At 57.0% G+C, this 18,515-nt stretch carries 17 protein-coding genes; 11 read left to right on the top strand and 6 right to left on the bottom strand.

Annotated elements, in window-relative coordinates:
- Window positions 1-68 precede the first annotated feature (68 nt).
- Window positions 69-1,244 carry a trans-sulfuration enzyme family protein gene (locus PYR65_RS04765; RefSeq protein WP_276120107.1) on the bottom strand — a complete coding sequence of 392 codons (1,176 nt, stop codon included), beginning with the start codon at window positions 1,242-1,244 and terminating at the stop codon, window positions 69-71.
- Between the two features lie 93 nt (window positions 1,245-1,337).
- Between PYR65_RS04765 and PYR65_RS04760 the strand changes: the two genes are divergently transcribed.
- Entirely contained in the window at window positions 1,338-2,234 is an 897-nt protein-coding gene (locus PYR65_RS04760; RefSeq protein ID WP_276120106.1) for a LysR substrate-binding domain-containing protein, read from the top strand.
- A 10-nt stretch (window positions 2,235-2,244) separates the two neighbouring features.
- On the opposite strand, the gene PYR65_RS04755 is transcribed toward PYR65_RS04760, so the two are convergent.
- Window positions 2,245-2,892, bottom strand: coding sequence for a TetR/AcrR family transcriptional regulator (locus PYR65_RS04755; RefSeq protein ID WP_276120105.1), 648 nt, complete (start codon window positions 2,890-2,892; stop codon window positions 2,245-2,247).
- An 82-nt stretch (window positions 2,893-2,974) separates the two neighbouring features.
- On the opposite strand from PYR65_RS04755, the gene PYR65_RS04750 reads away from it, so the two are divergent.
- Both PYR65_RS04750 and PYR65_RS04745 read left to right on the top strand, forming a co-directional pair.
- A complete protein-coding gene (locus PYR65_RS04750; RefSeq protein WP_276120104.1) occupies window positions 2,975-4,555 on the top strand; it encodes an ABC-F family ATP-binding cassette domain-containing protein in 1,581 nt (526 codons plus the stop codon).
- A 299-nt stretch (window positions 4,556-4,854) separates the two neighbouring features.
- Window positions 4,855-6,339 carry a catalase gene (locus PYR65_RS04745; RefSeq protein ID WP_456238690.1) on the top strand — a complete coding sequence of 495 codons (1,485 nt, stop codon included), beginning with the start codon at window positions 4,855-4,857 and terminating at the stop codon, window positions 6,337-6,339.
- A gap of 57 nt (window positions 6,340-6,396) precedes the next feature.
- Here PYR65_RS04745 and PYR65_RS04740 read toward each other — a convergent pair whose 3' ends face one another.
- Entirely contained in the window at window positions 6,397-6,705 is a 309-nt protein-coding gene (locus tag PYR65_RS04740; protein ID WP_407951278.1) for a hypothetical protein, read from the bottom strand.
- 345 nt (window positions 6,706-7,050) lie between these two features.
- Between PYR65_RS04740 and PYR65_RS04735 the strand changes: the two genes are divergently transcribed.
- On the top strand, window positions 7,051-7,413 hold the full coding sequence (locus PYR65_RS04735; protein WP_276120102.1) for a P-II family nitrogen regulator: 363 nt from the start codon (window positions 7,051-7,053) through the stop codon (window positions 7,411-7,413).
- 34 nt (window positions 7,414-7,447) lie between these two features.
- Here PYR65_RS04735 and PYR65_RS04730 read toward each other — a convergent pair whose 3' ends face one another.
- Window positions 7,448-9,208 (bottom strand): cytochrome c biogenesis protein DipZ, encoded by a 1,761-nt coding sequence (locus PYR65_RS04730; protein WP_276120101.1) that lies wholly within the window; start codon window positions 9,206-9,208, stop codon window positions 7,448-7,450.
- Between the two features lie 374 nt (window positions 9,209-9,582).
- Between PYR65_RS04730 and PYR65_RS04725 the strand changes: the two genes are divergently transcribed.
- The 4 genes from PYR65_RS04725 (at window position 9,583) to maiA (ending at window position 13,107) form a co-directional block, all read left to right on the top strand.
- Window positions 9,583-10,323 (top strand): response regulator, encoded by a 741-nt coding sequence (locus tag PYR65_RS04725; RefSeq protein WP_276120100.1) that lies wholly within the window; start codon window positions 9,583-9,585, stop codon window positions 10,321-10,323.
- Window positions 10,320-11,642, top strand: coding sequence for a sensor histidine kinase (locus PYR65_RS04720; RefSeq protein WP_407951277.1), 1,323 nt, complete (start codon window positions 10,320-10,322; stop codon window positions 11,640-11,642). Before PYR65_RS04725 ends, PYR65_RS04720 begins: the two co-directional genes overlap by 4 nt.
- Window positions 11,643-11,805: 163 nt before the next feature.
- On the top strand, window positions 11,806-12,222 hold the full coding sequence (locus PYR65_RS04715; RefSeq protein WP_276120099.1) for an organic hydroperoxide resistance protein: 417 nt from the start codon (window positions 11,806-11,808) through the stop codon (window positions 12,220-12,222).
- 249 nt (window positions 12,223-12,471) lie between these two features.
- The gene (maiA, locus tag PYR65_RS04710) at window positions 12,472-13,107 is read left to right on the top strand and encodes a maleylacetoacetate isomerase (protein ID WP_276120098.1); all 636 of its coding nucleotides are present in this window, start codon (window positions 12,472-12,474) and stop codon (window positions 13,105-13,107) included.
- A 91-nt stretch (window positions 13,108-13,198) separates the two neighbouring features.
- Here the strand turns inward: maiA and PYR65_RS04705 are convergent, their stop codons facing one another.
- Window positions 13,199-13,741, bottom strand: a complete 543-nt coding sequence (locus PYR65_RS04705) for a TetR/AcrR family transcriptional regulator (RefSeq protein ID WP_276120097.1) — start codon at window positions 13,739-13,741, stop codon at window positions 13,199-13,201.
- 93 nt (window positions 13,742-13,834) lie between these two features.
- Between PYR65_RS04705 and PYR65_RS04700 the strand changes: the two genes are divergently transcribed.
- From PYR65_RS04700 to PYR65_RS04690, 3 genes are all read left to right on the top strand, one after another.
- A complete protein-coding gene (locus PYR65_RS04700; RefSeq protein ID WP_276120096.1) occupies window positions 13,835-15,064 on the top strand; it encodes an MFS transporter in 1,230 nt (409 codons plus the stop codon).
- 334 nt (window positions 15,065-15,398) lie between these two features.
- Window positions 15,399-15,932, top strand: coding sequence for a peptide-methionine (S)-S-oxide reductase MsrA (msrA, locus tag PYR65_RS04695; RefSeq protein WP_328518503.1), 534 nt, complete (start codon window positions 15,399-15,401; stop codon window positions 15,930-15,932).
- A 16-nt stretch (window positions 15,933-15,948) separates the two neighbouring features.
- On the top strand, window positions 15,949-17,538 hold the full coding sequence (locus PYR65_RS04690; RefSeq protein WP_276120095.1) for an ABC transporter substrate-binding protein: 1,590 nt from the start codon (window positions 15,949-15,951) through the stop codon (window positions 17,536-17,538).
- 70 nt (window positions 17,539-17,608) lie between these two features.
- Here PYR65_RS04690 and PYR65_RS04685 read toward each other — a convergent pair whose 3' ends face one another.
- Window positions 17,609-18,493, bottom strand: coding sequence for an alpha/beta fold hydrolase (locus PYR65_RS04685; RefSeq protein ID WP_276120094.1), 885 nt, complete (start codon window positions 18,491-18,493; stop codon window positions 17,609-17,611).
- Window positions 18,494-18,515 lie beyond the last annotated feature (22 nt).

The following is an 18,515-nucleotide window of genomic DNA, read 5'->3' as shown; positions in this document are numbered from 1 at the left end:
CGGTTGGCTGGGTTCCGCGGTGCGCGGGCCCAGCCACTCTCACCAGCTATAACGGCAACGCGCGAACCTTACCTGAGCGACCTATGTCGAATGTCGAAGAGCATAGCCCGCACATCGTCCGCCAAGTCCTCGGCGTCTTCCAGTCCTACGCTCACGCGAAGCACAAGATCGTCGCCCTTCCACTTCGTAACGGACCTATGCGACGAGACGGGCATCGGTGCGACAATACTTCGTGTTCCTCCCCAGGAAGCGCCAATCGCGATCGTCTTCAGGATATCGAGTGCCGGAGGGACATGGATAGAGATGCCTGGTTTAAATACCACGCTGAACACGCCACTCGCTCCGCTAAAATCGCGTTTCCAGATTGCATGTCCGGGATCCGTCGTCAGAGCGGGATAGAGGACCCGGTCCACCAGATGGCTTTCTTGAAATTGCTGTATGAGCTTCATGGCTCCAGCTTCAGCATGACGCATTCGGACACCTAGAGTTTCGAACCCCCTGAGAACGAGCGAAGCGTCGTCAGGCGACACTCCGACGCCAAACCGACCGAGAGTGGCGCGGATGGGTTCGATCAGTTCCGTTGAATGAACAGTGAGCGAACCCAAAAGAAGATCGGAGTGGCCAGAGATGTATTTGGTGAGGGCTTGTGTCGATATGTCAGCGCCCAGCGACAATGGTTTGTAATTCAACGGCGTCGCCCACGTGTTGTCGCACATTAGTAGCGCACCATGTCGGTGTGTGATCTCCGCGATGGCGGGAAGATCCTGCACTTCCATCGTCGTCGAACCCGGCGATTCGGTAAAAACGATTCTTGTGCGTCCGTCGATCTTACGGGCCAGATCAGCAATGTCGATCGGGTCATAATAATCGGCTGTCACGCCGAACCTCGCAAGATCGCGGTTTGCGAAATCTCGAACTGGTGGATAGGCCGTATCGGCGATTAGCACCTTGTCGCCACTGGAAAGGAAAGGAAGCATTGCGAGTGTATTCGCAGCTTGGCCCGACGGCACCACGAATGTTCTGGCACCATTCTCCAAATCCGTCAGCTTCGCTTCAAGCGTACGGGTGGTCGGGGTCCCATAGAGCCCGTAGCTATAACCGTCATCGCCTCGTTTGCCGCGATCCGCATACGCTTGGGCGTTTTCAAAGACAATTGTCGAACCCCTGTGAACTGCGGCGCCAAGTGTGTCGAATCCGGTTGTATTAACTTTAGGCGTGACAACGCACTGCGTTAGATCTCTCATCATTGACCTCGTCAAATTACCTCGCCTCAAATACAGCATTGACGAGACCATAAGGTCCAATACTCATATTGGCGATCTTCATTCTCGGAGGTTATGGCCATCAATATTCGTCAGATCGAAATCTTTCACGCGCTCATGACGGCGGGAACTGCCACGCGCGCAGCGGAAATCCTTAGAATATCTCAACCCGCGGTCAGCAAGGCCATCCAGGAACTGGAGCGGAATCTGGGATTTCCGCTTTTTGTCCGCGCAAAAGGAAAAATGTCGCCGACCGCCGAGGCCCGGCTCTTTTTTCGGGATGTTGAGGCTTCGTTTTCCGGCCTTATAACTCTCCGAAACGCCGCTTCGCGTATAAGGGATTTCGGGTCCGGGGAGATAAGAATCGCAAGCCTTTCTGCTCTCAGCACGAATATCGTACCCAAAGCCTTGACTGTTTTCCGGAAAAGGCACCCGCAGGTAGCCATAACTTTTCAGACGCATCTGTCATCGGTGGTGCGGGACCTAGTCGCGAGCGGTCAGTTCGACATCGGTCTCGCGGCCGATGAAATAGATCTGGCAGGAGTAGACTCTCGACCGTTTGCCAAATTTCGTGCCGTCGTGGCGCTCCCGAGTGGTCATCCTCTGGAAAATCGCGAGGCCATCTCCGCAATCGATCTCGACGGCCAGGACTTCATTGCGCTCGCCGCCGAAGACACTGCACGAAGGGAAGCGGACGCGATATTTAAAGGCGAAGGATCAACGCCGAAAATCATTCTCGAGACGCCGTACTCGACGACGATCTGTGCCATGGTTGCGGCTGGGCTCGGGACGGGGTTGGTACACCCGCTGACAACGGAGCCGTATTTCAGGTCCGGACTGGTAGTTAAGCCATTTTCTCACGACGTCTTTTTTCGATCTCTCGTGTTACTGCCGCCGAACGAGGCCCCTTCGCGCATAGTCGCGGACTTTATCGAGAGCCTTGAGGGCTTTGCTCGTTTCGACGTCGCATGAGGAGGTCACCCTAGTGAGATCGGCGCTGCGGTTCTGTGGCAAACAAAGTCAAGAATACGCGCCATCGTTCTTTGAAAAGAATTGATTGGTCCGGCGGTTCGCCGTTTGCGTCGTCATACAGACGGACTGTGTTGTTGATGCCCTCGAGCAAATCGACGAGAATCGAACACATGAACTTCGCATCGACCGAGGCGACAGCCTTCTCTTCCTGCGCAGTTAAAAGCGCCTCCATCAAAGGATCCAGGGACTGCCGGGTCCAACCGCTAAAAAGGTGGCGCAATTCGTCGGAAACCACTGCCTCTGCGATGAGTGAAAGATAGAGCCCCGCGTAGTCTCTCGAACAACCGATTTCAACATAGCAGGAAGCCGTCCGGCGCACAGCGTCTAACGGGCTTGCTCCGCCCTTACCTGCTGCGCGCAACCGATCTTGGAAACGTTTGATATCCCTGGACACAACGGCCCCGAGCAAATCTGTCTTCGTTTTGTAACGACGGTAGATAGTGTGTTTAGACACTCCGAGAAGCTCGGCTATTTCGTCGATAGACGCATTGATGATCCCCTTTCGACCAAAAGCATCTCGAGCACCGTCGAGAAGCGCGTTGTCGATCGCGATAGTCTGCTCCCTTGTCGGTCTTCCACCGCCACCGCGTTCGTTCATTCCAGATCCTCCTTTTACGTGGATCGATTCTTGCCACATTTAAACAGCACGATATAGTGCTGTTTTCTTTAGTGAGTTCGTTATGTCGTTTATCACTGCAACAAACCTCGTTTGGTCGACGCCAAACGGAGAGCGCGTTCTCGCGAATATCAACTTCAACGTCGGCAAAGAGCGCGTTGGACTGGTCGGACGCAACGGTATCGGCAAAACCACTTTGTTGAAGTTGCTGACCGGGGAATTGTCGCCGCACAGTGGAAGTGTGTCGATCGTCGGGACGATCGGAGTGTTAAGCCAAAACGTTCAAACCAGGTCCTCCGACACGATCGCGAATCTGTTTGGCGTCAGGACGGAGCTCAATGTACTGAAGCGCGCCGCAGTTGGCGAAGCCACCATTGAGGAACTGGAAGAGGCAGATTGGACCCTCGAAGACCGTATCGCGACCTCGATGGCCAAAGTGGGGCTGCACATGCCGCTTGATACCCGCCTCGCAGATCTATCGGGAGGCCAACAGACACGCGCCAGGCTTGGTGCAGTTGTCTTTCGGCAGCCGGACTTTCTCATTCTGGACGAGCCGACGAATAACCTTGACCGCTCGGGCCGAGGTGCCGTCATCGACCTTGTGAAAGGCTGGCACGCAGGCGCGATTATCGTGAGCCATGACCGCGAGCTGCTCGAAACCATGGACGCCATTGTGGAGCTGACCTCCCTTGGCGCTACGCGATACGGCGGAAACTGGAGCCACTACCGCGACTGCAAAGAGATCGAATCATTGGCCGCGGAGCAAGACCTCGCAAGCGCCGAGCGGCGGGTTTCGGAACTCGAACGCAAAGCGCAGGTGGCATTTGAAAGAAGGGAGCGCCGAGCTGCGAACGGCGCGCGCCGCAACGCCCGGGGAGATTTGCCGAACATTATCCTGGGTGTCAGAAAAAATTCGGCCGAGTCGAGCGGCGGCGCGAGCGTCCGCTTGGCCGAACGCCAAAAAGAGCACGCTTTGCAGGCATCTATAGCGGCGAGATCGAAGGTCGAAAACGTTCAGACGTTGTCAGTCTCTCTCCCGTCAAGCAATCTCGCCTCAGGTCGTAGAGTTCTGAAGCTGACCGACGTGACGGCTGGATACGGACTCGACCATCCGATAATTCGCAACTGTTCGCTGACGATTGTGGGTCCTGAGCGGGTTGCAATCGTCGGGCCAAACGGATCCGGAAAGACGACGTTGCTGCAGGTGATCGTCGGAAACCTGAAGCCACTGTCCGGGACAGTCGATATCTCTGTGAACTTCGCGGCGCTCGATCAAAGCATCGGCGTTTTGGACCCTGAAGCCTCTATAATAGACAATTTTCGCCGGTTAAATTCAACATCCACTGAAAATATGTGCCGTTCTACCTTGGCGCGATTCCACTTCCGCGCGGACGCCGCCCTTCAGCAAACGGGGACACTCAGCGGAGGTCAGATGCTGCGGGCAGGTCTTGCCTGCGTGCTCGGAGGCGCAGAACCGCCGCAGCTACTTGTCCTTGATGAACCTACCAACCATCTGGACCTGGATTCTATCGAGGCGATTGAGGAAGGCCTCAATGCGTACGACGGAGCCTTGCTCGTCGTGAGCCACGATGAGCGGTTTCTTTCCGGCGTGGGTATTCAGCGCGAATTTCGCCTGGGAAAATAATAGGCGTTTGAAGCAGGTCGAGATGACGAAAATCACGTCGCCACCCTGATACAGACGATACAAAACTGAACAAACGAAGGCGAAACGAGCCTGGAACTTGTGCGCCGACAATGGCCGCTTGCCGCGGAAAACATTTTATTACAAACGCTTGCCGCGGGAGCCTTGCCACGCGAGCAAGATGCCGCCGGGTACAGTAAGATACCAAAAATATCTTTAAACTACTGATACTTATGGATTATTTTACTCTTACCGCGCTGTGTCCAGCCCGGTCGGCCCCGCGGCCGTTTTCTCATTTCCGGATGGCAGCGATGAACAAACTCACGACCTCTTTCGGCGCACCCGTCGTAGACGACAACAACACCATTACGGCAGGCCCCCGAGGGCCTGCCCTCCTGCAGGATGTCTGGTTTCTCGAAAAACTCGCCCACTTCGACCGCGAGGTAATCCCAGAACGCCGCATGCATGCCAAAGGGGCCGGCGCGTTCGGCAGGTTTACCGTTACACACGACATCACGCGATACACGCGAGCGAAGCTATTTTCCGAGGTCGGCAAATCCACCGAGATGATGGTCCGCTTTTCTACCGTCGCAGGCGAACGCGGAGCGGCCGATGCCGAACGCGATATCCGGGGCTTCGCAATGAAGTTCTACACCGAGGAAGGAAACTGGGATCTCGTCGGGAATAACACCCCAATTTTCTTCATCCGCGATCCCCTCAAGTTTCCCGACCTGAACCACGCGGTCAAGCGTGATCCGCGTACGGGAATGCGGAGCGCCGAGAACAACTGGGACTATTGGACAAGTCTTCCCGAAGCCCTCCACCAGATCACCATCGTGATGAGCGACCGCGGCATTCCGAGAAGCTGGCGGCACATGCATGGTTTCGGCAGTCACACGTACAGCTTCATCAGCGCCGAAAACAAGCGCTACTGGGTCAAGTTCCATTTCCGCACCCAGCAGGGGATCGAGAACCTGACGGATGAGCAGGCAACCGATCTTATCGGGCGGGACCGGGAAAGCAGCCAGCGTGATCTCTTCGACAACATAGAGGAAGGAAATTTCCCAAGGTGGACACTCTTCATCCAGGTCATGCCGGAGGAGGATGCAAATAGCTATCACATCAACGCATTCGACATCACAAAGGTATGGCCTAAGTCTGATTACCCTCTCATCGAAGTCGGCGAGATCGAACTCGATCGAAATCCTGAAAACTTCTTTGCCGAAATCGAGCAAGCGGCGTTTTCACCCAGCTCGATCGTACCGGGCATCGGCTTCTCCCCCGACAAGCTGCTGCAAGGCCGCCTCTTCTCATATGGAGATACGCAGCGGCACCGTCTCGGCGTGAACTACTCGCAGATCCCCGTAAACGCTCCAAGGTGCCCGTTCCACAGCTACCATCGTGACGGAGCGATGCGCGTCGATGGAAACGGCGGCCGCAGGCTTGCTTACGAGCCCAACAGCTACGGAGAGTGGAACGCGCAACCGGATTTTTCCGAGCCTCCGCTCAAGGTCGACGGGGCAGCCGCGCGTTGGGATCACCGCGCCGACAACGACTACTATTCCCAACCGGGAAACCTTTTCCGCCTGATGTCGGCTACTCAGCAGCAGGTGCTGTTCGACAACACGGCCCGCTCGATCTATGGGGCGACGGAGCGCACTATCCAGCGCCATATCGACAACTGCGCGAAAGCGGACCCGGCTTACGGCGCAGGGATCGCCGAGGCTGTCGCGCGAATTCATCGGGCCAAGTCCACGCCGAACCCAGTCACCGACGCCGCCGAATAGGCGACGATAACGCTCGCGCCAGGATTGCCTGGCGCGGGCTCTTAGCAGATTGTAAATTCACGATCCGAGCCAACGATACTCGGCGATCGAGGCACGACCTGTCTTCTTATCGTAAAGGCAGATCAGGTTGACTTTTGTTTTGGCCTTGCCACGACCGAGCTCTCCGCGCAACAGCACCGCAATCTTGCCCGTGGCGTCGTCGAAAACGACTGGTGCGGAAGCCTCGGGGGTATTCATCTCCGATTGACCGATGCACGTGCCATTCGCTTTCGCGAAAATGGCGTCCCACGATCCGTCACTGGAACCGAAAGCATACTGGGTCGTCATCAGACCGAGTGCCGCTGCAAACAATGTCCGCTTCATCATGCTGTACTCCTGAGATTTTTACGTCAGACGCTTTGCATCTCGTGATCTGGTGTCATCGAAACACAAGTCGACAATGCTGTCGTCCCGGCCTGGGGTGTAAGTTTGTGTTGTTTTGCCATCAAGACACCCGACATAACGTAAGCCACCTTGACGAGTCGCCTAAAACGACGATGCCGCCTTAGGGACCGCAAGCTTACATAGACGCACGTCGTTCGACCCTTATGTCGGCCTCGTTTTTTCGAATTACAGATGTAACCAAACGGCCCTCTTTTCAGACGATGCTGTCACTGCGTCAAATCATGATCGCCATTGGGATCGAGTACCCCAACGCCTGGAAGGCCGACGATGGTGAAAATTGAATTTGTAACGCGGGCGTTCAGGATCCTGGACATCCGCACCGCTGTGGATCATCTAGCGGTCGATGAATTGCTTGTTATGGAAGCTAGGTTTTGCGGATCGGGAACACCTGTCATCGACGTGATCAGAGGGCTTGCTGTGTCGACCGAGTTCATACCCTGTCTGAAGGTCGAACTGCTCGTGCGGCGAGAGCATGCCGTCGAAGCCGTCGAGGCGATCCGCGCTGTGGCTTCCGATGATCGTACCGTCTCGGACAGCATCACCGTTTCCGCCATCGCCATGCTTTCTGACCCGAACGACGCTCCGGCCCGGGACATGCGAGAAAGCTTCAGCCGACACTCTGCCGCCTGAAGCTCCTTTAAACATCGCCTCCAGCCTTGACCATTTAGCCGAATGTGAACGCATACGCCTTAGCACCGGGGTCTAGGAATCGGATATCGAATGTCCTGGCTTCGACATCCCCTGCTTGCCGTACGAGTTGGTAGAGCTTGGTTGAGGTAATGGTCCCGTTGCCCTGTGCGTCGGTGTCTGTTCCATGGCTGGGCCCGGGCTCTTTCCCGTCGACCAAGACCTGGAAACGAACTGGTCTGCCGTCCTCGCCCGGACCAAGCACAAGGTGCAGGTCGCGGGCATTGAAGCGGTATGTGACACCACCGTCTGCCGCGTCGAGGCTCGCGGCCTCCGCACCGACGGTCCATCGTCCCGAAAGACCCCATTCGTTTAGTCCCGGGTCGCCTGCGGCGTATTCCTGAGAAATGTCCGGCTTCAAACCGCCAGGCGATACGAAATTGGACGCTTGCTTGTATCCGACATATGTCTCGCCAGAACGGAGATGCTGCAGATCGGCACCGACTTCGGCCCCGTTTGCCACAGGTGTGGCTGGGGTGGCGTCCGCGGCCTGGTCCCCGGCTTCGTGGAGAAGGTCCTGGATCGCTTTCTCGGTCTGGCGATAGTTCCCCTCGCCGAAATGGGTATAGCGAACCTTGCCGCTCGCATCGATGAGGTAGTGGGCGGGCCAATAGTTATTCTGGAAGGCTCGCCAGATGGTGTAATCATTGTCGATGGCAACCGGGTAGCCGATCTGAAAGTCCCCGACGGCCTTACGTACATTGTCGATATTCTTCTCGAAGGCGAATTCCGGCGCGTGGACCCCGATCACGACGAGGCCTTTATCCTTGTACTTCTCTGCCCAAGCCCTCACGTAGGGAATGGTTCGGATACAGTTGATGCAAGAGTAGGTCCAGAAATCGACCAGAACGACTTTCCCCCGGAGCTGTTCATCCGAAAGAGGGGCAGTATTCAGCCATTCCACCGCACCGTCGAGGGATGGCGCGTTTCCTTCGATCGGCAGATCGCTCTTGAACGGTCCCGCGCTTGCGACTTCCAAAGAAGCGTCGTCGGTCGCCGACACCGCACCGGGTCCGGTTTTGAGCTTGTCCAGCACAGCCTGTTCGAACGAGGCGGTGCTCGCGTACGAGAATCTGGCCAGTAAACCCGTGTCCACGCCGGAAGCGATCGCGATTACTCCAGCGAGAACTGCTGCGCCCAGAGCCTGACGAACCTTCTCGCTGACACCGAGCGATTTTTTCATCCTTGCGAACAGCTTTCCGCCAACAGACAGGGCGGCTGCAAGCGAGGTCGCCGCGCCCGCAGCATAGGCAAGCAGCAAGAACGTCGTCTCGATGTTCGCGCCCTGGAGAGCCGCTCCCGTGAGGACGAGGCCGAGGATGGGGCCGGCACACGGGGCCCATAGCAAGCCCGTGGCAATCCCGAGAACCAGCGAGCTGGCAACCGTGGGCGTAGCGATCCCGCCGCCCGAGGCGCTCAAAAGCCTATTTGCAAAATTTACCACGGGCTGAGTCAGACGTGTCGCGATACGCGTTGAAAGGAGACTGACGCCAAAGAGCCCAAGCAAAACCAGCGCGGCGATCCGACCGTACTCGTTGGCGTGCACGGCCCAGCTGCCGCCGACTGCCGCCAGTGTAGCGACGAGAGCAAACGTCGCAGCCATGCCCGCCAGCATCGGAAGCGTACTGCGCGCAAAGGGCTGTCCTGCCCTCGCGAATACAAAGGGAAGGATCGGAAGTATGCAAGGACTGAAGATCGTCAGCACACCCCCTAGATAGGCAATTACAAGAAGCGTCATGATCTTTCCTCTGACACAAGTGATAGTGCCAACGGGTCATAGACCGTCGGTACCTGTGACTTGGCTTGAGAGACGTATCCGGGATATGTCCGTTTCCCGCGATAAACGTATCCGAGTGTACGGATGCGCTGTCCGGCGACAGACGGTTACAATATTTTCGAACAAAGGCAGGTCGACAATCTTCGGTCGATTGTATCACACTGTATCAAACGCGCCGAAAGCTACATTTGCATTCATATCTCACAAGGTGCGACATACGGGGGATACATGCAGGCAGTTCAATGGGTTCAACACACTGGATCGCCGTGGGAGCGCGGTAACGGACGGCGACAGATCGCCGACGGACCAGCTAGAGGTTTTGGAGGGTTACGGCCTTGGATCATGTCGATCATATCTTGATTGTCGATGACGACAGCGAAATCCGGGAGCTGGTTTCAGGATATCTCAAAAAGAACGGCCTTCGTGCATCCGTTGCCGCGGACGGTCGGCAGATGCGCCAATTCCTCGACGCGAACACGGTCGATCTCATCGTGCTAGACTTGATGATGCCGGGAGACGACGGGCTGATTCTGTGCCGCGAATTGCGCTCCGGAAAGCACAAGGCGACACCGATCTTGATGCTGACCGCTCGCAGCGACGAAATGGACCGTATCCTCGGACTAGAGATGGGTGCTGACGACTATGTCCCAAAGCCATTCGCAGCCCGTGAACTTCTCGCCCGGATCAAATCCGTTCTCCGGCGGACGCGCATGCTTCCACCGAATTTCCAGGTTACGGAAGCCGGACAGATCGTCAGTTTCGGAGAGTGGAGGCTCGACACGGTGGCGCGTCATCTCCTCGACAGGGCCGGAACAACGATAGCCCTCAGCGGCGCGGAGTTTCGGCTTCTGCGGGTGTTTATCGATCATCCACAGCGTGTCCTGAACCGCGACCAGCTCTTGAATCTCACTCAAGGTCGCGACGCCGAGATCTTCGATAGATCCATTGATCTGCTGGTAAGCCGGCTCCGCCAGCGTCTTGGGGACGACGCGCGTGAGCCGAGCTATATCAAGACGGTCCGTAGCGAGGGATATGTCTTCTCCGTGCCGATCGAAATTTCGGAGCAGCGTCAATGATGGCTGTAGATCGCTTCGTTCCGCTTGGAATTTGGCCGAGCAGCCTCAGATCCCGCATGCTCCTCATATTGGTACTTGGTCTCGCAGTGGCGTATGGCCTCTCTTTCTCCGTTCTTTACGTGGAGCGGTACGTGAGCGCCAAGGCGGTAATGTTGGGGACGCTCGAAAGCGATGTCGCAACGTCGATCGCCGTTCTTGACCGCCTCCCGGCTGACCAGCGGGCAGACCTCACTGATCCGCTCAGCCGGGGAAACTATCGTTTCGTCCTCGGGCCAGGCCAACAGGGCGTTCCCGACAAAACAGTCCGAGGCGCGGAGATCGCCGATACGATCAGCGACGCGATCGGCCATCGCTTCCCGATCAGGATGGAGGCGATACCCGGAGAAGTTCAGAGGCTACAGGCACATCTCACACTTACCGACGGCAGTCCCCTGACCATCGATATAACTCCCAAGAACGTCATGCCTCTGGCAGCGTGGCTGCCATATGTCTTTGTCCTGCAGATGATACTGATCTCTCTCCTTGCCTGGCTAGCGGTGAGGCAAGCCACCCGCCCGCTGGCGGAACTCGCCGCCGCCGCCGACGCACTTGATCCGAACATCAGCGGACCAGCTCTCAGTGTCACTGGACCGAGCGAAGTCGCGCATGCGGCAAGAGCTTTCAACGCAATGCGCGACCGGATCGCGCACTACCTCGAGGAGCGGGTTCAAATCCTCGCGGCCATTTCGCACGACCTTCAGACGCCGATCACGCGAATGAGACTTCGCGCCGACCTGGCCGACGACACCCCTGAAAAAATCAAGCTCCTGCACGATCTGGGAGAGCTGGAACGCCTTGTTCAGGACGGTATCGCCTATTCCCGAAGCTCGCATAGCAGCGGTGAAAAGTTCTCCAGGATAGATTTGACCTCGTTCATAGAGAGTATCTGCTACGACTATCAGGACATTGGCAAACCCGTCTCCGTGATCGGCATGATCAGCGGCACCGCGACTACGAAGCCACACGCGCTTCGTCGGATTCTGACAAACCTCATAGATAACGCGATAAAGTTCGGAGAAGTCGCCGAAGTGCTTGTCGAACGGACCGTAGGGGGAGCGATATCGATAACCGTTATGGACGGCGGTCCCGGCATCCCGGATGATCAAATCGAAGCGGCGATGCAGCCGTTCTTCCGACTTGAGAGCTCCCGAAACAGGGAGACAGGTGGATCAGGGCTTGGCCTAGCTATCGCCCAGCAGCTGACGGCGGCACTAGGCGGCACCATCCGGCTTTACAACCGAGAGAATGGCGGGCTCGCAGCGGAGGTGACGATCAGGTAGCCAGTGCGTAGAGCTAGGCGTGTACTGCATCGTGTACCAGCGTTGACCGAACACTCTTCGTTACAAAAACGGCCCTAAGAGGAAACATGCCGGATACTTGAGGATCACACTACTCTCCTTGTCAAGGAACACCGCGCCAGGCGGTTTAATGAAGGAGTGTCCAATGACAAAGATCGACAAGGTCCTTTACACGGGCAAGACGCACACCACGGGCGGTCGCGAAGGTTCGGCACAGAGCGATGACCGCGCGCTCGACATCAAGCTCTCACCGCCGGGCAGTGGTCGTGCGGGCACCAATCCCGAGCAGCTGTTCGCCGCAGGCTGGTCGGCATGCTTCATCGGGGCGCTCGGCATCGCCGCAGGCAAGCGCAAGGTTGCACTCCCGTCTTCCACCTCCGTCGATGCCGAAGTCGACCTCGGAGTTACCGACGGAGCGTTTCTGCTTCAGGCCCGCCTTAACGTCAGTATCCCCGACATCGATCCCGAGCTCGCCAGGGTGCTGGTCGAAGAAGCACATCAAACCTGCCCCTACTCGAAAGCGAGCCGCGGCAACATCAACGTCGAACTGAACCTCGTCTAAACGGCCGTCAAACCGCAACCCTGAAAAGAGGACGGGTCTGACACCCGTCCTTGGAGCATCTCATGAAATTCGCGATGATTTTCTTTCTGACAGCTGCCGTGTTCGCGGCACCGTGCATCTACGATGTTACCTCGACCGAGCCCTCCCCGCTTGCGGGCGCAGTAGCCGTCTCGCAGTTGAAAACGGGGCCGGCACAAACGGTCTCCGTCACAGTCGGACACACATTCTAGCAACCGGAGGAACCCATAGATGAAACTCTACTTGAACGAAATTTCGTCTGCGGCGTCTCGTGTACGGATTGCAATTGCGTTGAAGCGGTTGGAAGTGGTGTCTCAATCCGTTGGCATCCTTGGCGCTGACGCTGAAAGCCGTCAGGATGAATTTCGCAAGGTCAATCCGCAGGGTTTGGTCCCGGCACTCGAACTCGACAGCGGAGTTCTCATCACACAGTCGCTCGCGATCATCGAGTATCTGGATGAAATACAGCCGGAGCCGCCCCTCCTTCCCGGCGGAGCCATCGAGCGCGCCGTGGCCAGATCCATCGCGATGGCTATCGCTTCCGAAATCCACGCGCTCTTGCCTCCGAGGGTGGCCTTGCAACTGGCAGCGGCATTCGGTGCGAATTCGGAGACGACCACAGACTGGAACCGCCACTGGGTGAGCCAAGGCTTTGACGCCGTGGAAAAGCTTCTGGTCGCCAATCGCTGCGGAACGTTTTCTGTAGGGGATCTTCTGAGCGTCGCCGACATATTTCTCTTCCCGCAGGCAGTCGGCGTTAAACGCCTTGGCTTCGACCTCTCCCGCTGGCCAAACATCGAAGACGTCTTTAGCAAGCTTGAAGCGATACCGGAATTCGCGGGCAACGCGCCGGCTCCCCGCAAGTGAAACAAATTTGATTGCCCGCCCTGCTCGTGCCTTGAGCCCGCCCGCGGCGATGTTGGGCGGTTGGGCGTGAGGAAACTGGCCGCCCGACGACCTAAGTCGTGAGCCTGGCGACCATGGAACGTACCGCATCGGCGCCGACAAGGCCCGGGTTCATGTAATTGTGGAGAGAGGCCCCTTCGATCAATGCATCCAGCCCGATGGCTATTTCTGGAGTGAAATGGCGCTCCAGTGCTTTGCGGCACTCCGCCATCCAGTCCGTCGTCAGCCTCCGCGCATCGGGCACCCTAGCCACGTAAGCGTACAATTCGAGCGCAAGCGTCGTGTGCCGATCGTTCAGGAAACCGTCGCAGATTATTCCGACAACGGTTTCTCGGGCATCGTCGACGGTCCTGGCGTTGCCGAGCACCGCATCAAACTGCACGGCGATCTCGGCCGTTAGCTTGCTGAACGCCTGTTGAACCAGATCATCTATGCCAGCAAAGTGATACGTCATCGAGCCCAGAGGCACGTCGGCCGCCTCCGCTACGCGGCGGTGAGTCGTACCCGAGACGCCGTGGACCGCGATAACCTCCAGGGTCGCTTCGATGATGCGGTCCTTCCGATCAGGGTCGTGCCTCCGTTTAGCTGTTGCCACCACTTGAAAAACTTCCCTTCTCCAACTTGACTGCAATGTGTACAAATGTACATAACGGACGAATAACAGCGGCTGAGAATAAGAGGGAAATCCATGGACCTTGCAACACGAAAGAGGCGCTTGGCGCTTTTTGCCTTCTTTTTTGTGCCGGGCATATCCATGGCATCCTGGGTGACCAGAACTCCGTCAATCCGTGACAGTCTAGGCGTTTCCATCGCCGAAATGGGGTCGATCCTGTTTGGACTTTCTATGGGATCGATGATCGGTATCCTCGCCGCCGGCGCGTTTGTCGACAGGTTCGGCACAAAGACGGTGATGGCCGCAGGCCTTTGGTTTATCGTCGCGGCAATGATAGGCGTGGCCGCGGGAGAAGGGCTCTCCTCAGCCTTGCTCGTCGCTCTTGGCCTCGCCTCTTTCGGCTTCGGGATGGGAATTTCGGAGATCGCGATCAACATGGACGGGGCTGACCTCGAGCGCCTGACGGGCACCCATCTTCTCCATTCCCTGCACGGATTTTTCAGCCTTGGCACCGTCTGCGGAGCGCTGATAGGAACTGGCCTCAACCTCGTTTCGTTTCCGGTCGCGTGGCACATGATAGCGATCGCGGTTTTCTGCGGTGCTTTGATCATTTACTTCATCGGTAGCATACCAAGCGTCCTGACGTCGTTTCCGAGCAACCATTCCCACGACCGGAATCCGGATGTCCCGTCATCGCTGTGGAAGGAACCGACGGTCCTCGCGATCGGATTCATAGTCCTTGCCATGGCCTTGGCCGAGGGATCTGCAAACGACTGGTTACCCCTTCTGATGGTAGACGATTACGGGTTCAGCGCCACGTCGGGTTCGGTCGTGTACCTGGGGTTTGCAACAGCGATGACTGTAGGGCGTTTTGGCGGCGGCATTGTGCTGCGACGCTTCGGCAGATCAGCCACCCTTGGAGCCAGCGCTATCGTGGCTTCGATCGGGATCACCACGATAATCCTTGGAACTGGCGTTTTATCCGCGTCGGTGGCAGTGATCCTCTGGGGACTCGGTGCCTCTCTTGGATTTCCAGTAGCGTTATCAGCGGCTGCGGACACGGGTCCTAACGGAGCGCAACGTGTCAAACTCGTCGCCGTGGCGGGCTACGTCGCGTTTCTTGTCGGCCCTCCTCTCCTCGGTCTGGTCGGTGAGGTGTCCGGCCTCCGGAATGCCATGTATATCGTACTCGCCCTCGTGGCAGCCGCATCGTTCGTTGCGCCTGCTATACGACCACGTTCCGGAAGCCCACTTAAAGACATCTCTCAGGGACATTCACCCCGTAAAACTGCGGCAAAGCTCTGACCGCAGATTTACCGTCGCAGAACCTGTTCGTCGAAGCTGTTTCTCTACGTCCGCGGATGCATCGTGATCGCCTTGAATCACGAATAATCATTCAGCCGACAGCGCAGTCGCGCATGATACAAAAGGCTACAAATATCATATGCTTAACCTCAAGCCCGTAGATTGTCGACTTATTCTCCGGCACGCTCCCCCAGACGAAAAATAGTCCACAATTTCGGTCAATTTCATAACGGAGTTTCTCTCCCCGAACGACGTGGTCCGGTAGACAGATGGTCGAGGCTGAATGAAAAGGTTCTCCTCCCGAAAGTCGCTTGGTCTTCAAATATAGAAGGACATCGGACATCACAGCCGCAGCGCGGGATCCGCCAAGCGCGGCACCGCCTTCAAGAGGTTTCACTATGCCAACGAGCCAAGCTACTTCGGAGCAGGATGCTTCTGGGGAGCCGAAGAATACTTTCGCGCCATCGAGGGCGTTATCGAGTCGCGTGTCGGCTTCTCTACCGGGAGCGACGGCTCGAAAAAGCCGGGTCGCATCGAAGTCGTCCAACTGGACTTTGATCCGGCGGTCGTCGGCTATCAGGAACTCATCGAACTGTTTTGGCGAGGCCACGATCCAACCTCGCTCGATAAGCAGGGAGACGAGACGGGAGAAGGCGTCCGCTCTGCGATTTTTGTCCATACCGACGGACAGGCCGAGGAGGCATCAAACCTCAAAGCCCGCTTCAACGAAACCTCGTCGGCTCCGGCCACCACCCAGATCATCAGGTACAATGGCTTGGAACTGGCCGATGAAAAACATCAGCGTTACATCGAGAAAAACGGCCAACAGGCGTGCTCCATTCCAACAAATTCATCGAGCCCCGCTTAGAAAGAAAGACATCAGAATGAAAACAATCATCATCGGCACGACCCTCGCCTTGTCGTTGGGCTTGGCGGGTACCGCATATTCGAAATCTCTGGTCTACTGCTCTGAAGCTAGCCCGGAAGGATTCGATCCAGCGCGCTACACGTCGGGCTCCACATTCGACGCCTCTTCGAAAACGATCTACAACCGCCTGGTGGAGTATAAGCGCGGTTCGACCGATATCGTCCCCGCACTCGCAGAGCGCTGGGAAATTTCGGAAGACGGAAAAACCTACACCTTCCATCTTCGCAAGGGCGTGAAGTTTCAAGAAAACGATCAATTCAAGCCTAGTCGCGACCTCAACGCGGACGACGTTGTCTTCAGTTTCGAACGTCAATCGGGAAAGCCGGATTTCGACGCTTTCGCTGAAGGGGCGGCATGGTCGTACTACAACGACGTCGGGATACCGCAATCGCTAGTATCTATTGAAAAAATTGATGATGCCACCGTCCGCTTCAACCTTCGCGCTCCCAATGCACCGTTCCTGGGTCTTTTAGCACTCGATTTTGCTTCGATCGTATCAAAGGAATACGCGGATCAATTAGTAACCAAAGGACGCGTGGAAGACCTCAATCAGAAGCCGATCGGTACAGGTCCATTCCAGTTCTCGGCGTATCAGCAGGATGCGGCCATCCGATATCAGGCGTTTGACGACTACTGGGGCGGCAAGCAGCCGATTGACGACCTCATATTCGCGATAACGACGGATGCCGCCACCCGCATCCAGAAGCTGAAGGCAGGCGAGTGCCAGATCGCCGTCTACCCTTCACCTGCCGATATCCCTGACCTGAAGGAAAACTCTAATTTGAATGTTTTGCAGCGACCCGGCCTCAATGTCGGTTACCTCGCGTTCAATACCACGCAAAAGCCTTTCGACGATCCGCGGGTTCGCCGTGCCGTGACGCAGGGGATCAACAAGAAAGCGATCTTGGAAGCGGTCTATCAGGGAAGCGGCGTTGTAGCTGAAAGTGTTCTTCCACCGGACATGGCTGGATTCAACCGAGAACTGAAGACTGTCGGATACGATCCGGCGTCCGCAAAGCAGGCGATTTCCGAACTCGGGGCCACAGGCCAAAAGATTACATTGTGGGCGATGCCAGTCTCCCGGCCATACAATCCCAACGGCCGCCGTACTGCGGAGCTTTTGCAGGCGGACCTCGACAAGATCGGCCTTCAGTCCGAAATCATTTCGTTCGAATGGGGAGAGTATCTCAAGCGATCGAGCGATCCTGCGCACGACGGGGCGGTGCTGGCCGGCTGGACCGCTGACAATGGCGATCCCGACAGTTTTCTGACGCCTCTGCTTGCGTGTGCTTCCATCGGCGGCAACAACAAAGCCGTATGGTGCAACAAGGAGTTCGATGCCTTGCTTGAAAAAGCACGCGCAGAAAGCGACCCCTCGGTCCGGACGTCGCTCTACGAGCAGGCACAGCAAATCGCCGCTGACGACAGCCCTTGGGTGCCGCTGGCAAACGGTCTCATCACGGCGGTTACTTCAACCAAAGTAACGGGTTACCAGATCGAACCGTCGGACGCACACCGCTTCGATGGTGTGGATATCGCCGAATAGAGAGATGTGGGCATGAGGGTCTTCCCCCTCGTGCCCACTTCGTCAGTTTCGCCGCTTCCAGGTAGGCAATTCAATACCAACCCGGCGCGGCGTTACTCGCGAAGAAATCTTCGACGACAGCTCGAAACTTCTCGGGCTCTTCTGAAAACGGGAAATGCCCTGAGTTCTCGAATTCGACAAGCGTACTTCGCGGCACCGCTTTGGCGATAGTTCGGCTTGCATGCGGAGGACAGACCCAGTCAAAGGCACCGACAAGGACGAGTACAGGTACCGCGATGTGATGAAGTTCCGACTGCAGATCAAAGCCAGGCGCGAGGTTCGTCATAAAATGCCTCATCATCTCGATGTTGGGGATCGTCGCGCGCATCAAACGAGACGTCAGGTCCGCGTTTGCGGGACCCGCATAAAACGGTCCGACCTCCTCGAAGAAAGTCGCAACGCTTTCCAGGGTAATATCTCCCGAAAACACCTTCCCCGCTGCCGCCAGGGCCTGCGGCGAAGCTCGGTCGGAAAGAGAAGGTGACCGTTCGTCGAGTTGGGCCTGTATCGGAGCCACAGTCGGCGAGCTGCCGCATAGGATCAGGCTCCCGAGGAGGCCCGGATTTTGGAGCGCCAGATGCATGGCCACGAAACCGCCTGCAGAGTGTCCGAAGACGTGGGGCTTGCTTATCCCGAGTGTCTTTATCAAATCCGCGATGTCGTCCGCCATCTGCTCAAGCGTCGCTGTCTCGAGAGAGGTACGATCCGATCGCCCTTGGCCACGCAGGTCCACGTAGACCACCTGCGCCGTACTCGCGAGCTGACCTAGCCCTTCCCGTAGATAGCCATGGTCAAAACCAAGACCACCGTGCAGAGCAACAACCGTCGGCAGTTCGCGCAAGCTGCCTTCGACATTCCTCAGAGAGCTGCCGTCGGTATCGAAAAAAATCCTGGTTCCGTTCACCTCTGCGTACACGACTTGAATCCTTGATCTGTAA

The organism is Pararhizobium qamdonense (assembly GCF_029277445.1).
Lineage (GTDB): Bacteria > Pseudomonadota > Alphaproteobacteria > Rhizobiales > Rhizobiaceae > Pararhizobium > Pararhizobium qamdonense.
Note: the sequence above shows the minus strand (reverse complement) of the source record. Positions and strands in the feature narration are given on the sequence as shown.

Bases quoted from the DNA above. Each gene is read 5' to 3' on its own strand.
- PYR65_RS04750 (WP_276120104.1), top strand. From the start codon at position 2,975: ATGTCGTTTATCACTGCAACAAACCTCGTTTGGTCGACGCCAAACGGA.
- PYR65_RS04715 (WP_276120099.1), top strand. From the start codon at position 11,806: ATGACAAAGATCGACAAGGTCCTTTACACGGGCAAGACGCACACCACG.
- PYR65_RS04735 (WP_276120102.1), top strand. From the start codon at position 7,051: ATGGTGAAAATTGAATTTGTAACGCGGGCGTTCAGGATCCTGGACATC.
- PYR65_RS04765 (WP_276120107.1), bottom strand. From the start codon at position 1,244: ATGAGAGATCTAACGCAGTGCGTTGTCACGCCTAAAGTTAATACAACC.
- PYR65_RS04755 (WP_276120105.1), bottom strand. From the start codon at position 2,892: ATGAACGAACGCGGTGGCGGTGGAAGACCGACAAGGGAGCAGACTATC.
- PYR65_RS04730 (WP_276120101.1), bottom strand. From the start codon at position 9,208: ATGACGCTTCTTGTAATTGCCTATCTAGGGGGTGTGCTGACGATCTTC.
- maiA (WP_276120098.1), top strand. From the start codon at position 12,472: ATGAAACTCTACTTGAACGAAATTTCGTCTGCGGCGTCTCGTGTACGG.
- PYR65_RS04760 (WP_276120106.1), top strand. From the start codon at position 1,338: ATGGCCATCAATATTCGTCAGATCGAAATCTTTCACGCGCTCATGACG.
- PYR65_RS04720 (WP_407951277.1), top strand. From the start codon at position 10,320: ATGATGGCTGTAGATCGCTTCGTTCCGCTTGGAATTTGGCCGAGCAGC.
- PYR65_RS04740 (WP_407951278.1), bottom strand. From the start codon at position 6,705: ATGATGAAGCGGACATTGTTTGCAGCGGCACTCGGTCTGATGACGACC.
- PYR65_RS04700 (WP_276120096.1), top strand. From the start codon at position 13,835: ATGGACCTTGCAACACGAAAGAGGCGCTTGGCGCTTTTTGCCTTCTTT.
- PYR65_RS04745 (WP_456238690.1), top strand. From the start codon at position 4,855: ATGGCAGCGATGAACAAACTCACGACCTCTTTCGGCGCACCCGTCGTA.
- PYR65_RS04690 (WP_276120095.1), top strand. From the start codon at position 15,949: ATGAAAACAATCATCATCGGCACGACCCTCGCCTTGTCGTTGGGCTTG.